The sequence below is a fragment of the Bradyrhizobium sp. SRL28 genome (genome assembly GCF_018596315.1).
Taxonomy (GTDB): domain Bacteria; phylum Pseudomonadota; class Alphaproteobacteria; order Rhizobiales; family Xanthobacteraceae; genus Bradyrhizobium.
The window spans coordinates 1-934 of sequence record NZ_JAHEAG010000174.1 but is presented as its reverse complement, the minus strand read 5'-3'; the positions used below and the strand labels follow the sequence as shown (position 1 = coordinate 934).

General features: G+C 58.6%; 1 protein-coding gene. It reads right to left on the bottom strand.

Annotation, left to right across the window (positions count from 1 at the left end; genetic code table 11):
• On the bottom strand, positions 1-934 hold a 934-nt coding region (locus KIP88_RS45850), incomplete at both ends, for an ABC transporter substrate-binding protein (RefSeq protein ID WP_214494628.1).

The window sequence follows — 934 nt, the reverse complement described above, 5'->3', positions numbered from 1 at the left end:
CGCCATGCCAGCCAACGCTCTTGGATATGCTCTCCGTTGGTCTTGCCGTCGGGGCGTTGCTTCGCCATCCAGGCGGAGTCCTCCGGGATGGCCTTTGACGCGTTCATGGGATTTATGCTGAGCTTCGAGACCATGTCGACTGGCAAGTGATCGAGCTGATTTGTGTTCGGTCCGGGATAGCCGGTGCCCTGCGTCCACCCGGCCGCAATCTGCGCGCGGTTCAAGAAGGCCACCAGCTTTTGCGCGTTCGCTGTGTTGGGGCCGCCTTTCAGAATGGTCAGGTAGTTGTAGGTCAGGTAGGCACCCTCCCAGACAAATTTGATCGGCGCGCCCTGACGGATCGCGCTGAGCAATCGACCGTCGTACGCGCCAGTCATCGCGTATTCCCGGTTGATCAGGAGTTGAGGCGCTTCTCCGCCGGCGGTCCACCACTTGACAATGTGAGGCTTGATCTCGCTTAGCTTTGCAAATGCACGATCGATCTTGTCATCGGTCAGCGGCCAGATATCCTTGTGTGCGACACCGTCAGCGAGCAGCGCCGACTCGATGGGGTACTTGGCGAGGAGACCAGGTAGCCCGCGTGGGCCCGGAAACTTTTTGACGTCCCAGAAATCCGCCCAGTTTTGCGGGCCGCCCTTCGGAAATGCGCGCTCATCATAGCCGAGCACCATGGCAACCGAGATTACCACGACTGCGTCTTTGAAACGAGTGTGCGGCGGCGTGCCTGCGAGCGACTCTGCATCCCAGAGATTGTAGTCGATCGGCTGAAACATTCCAGCTTCGTGCATTGCCGGATAGTTCATTGCCACAATAAAGGCGGTGTCCCAATCGACTCTGCCGGCGCGGGACATCGCCTTAACCTGTGGTTCGGCCAAATCGGCTACCACATCTACAACCTTGATTCCGGTCGCCTTCGTGAACGGATCAAAGACAT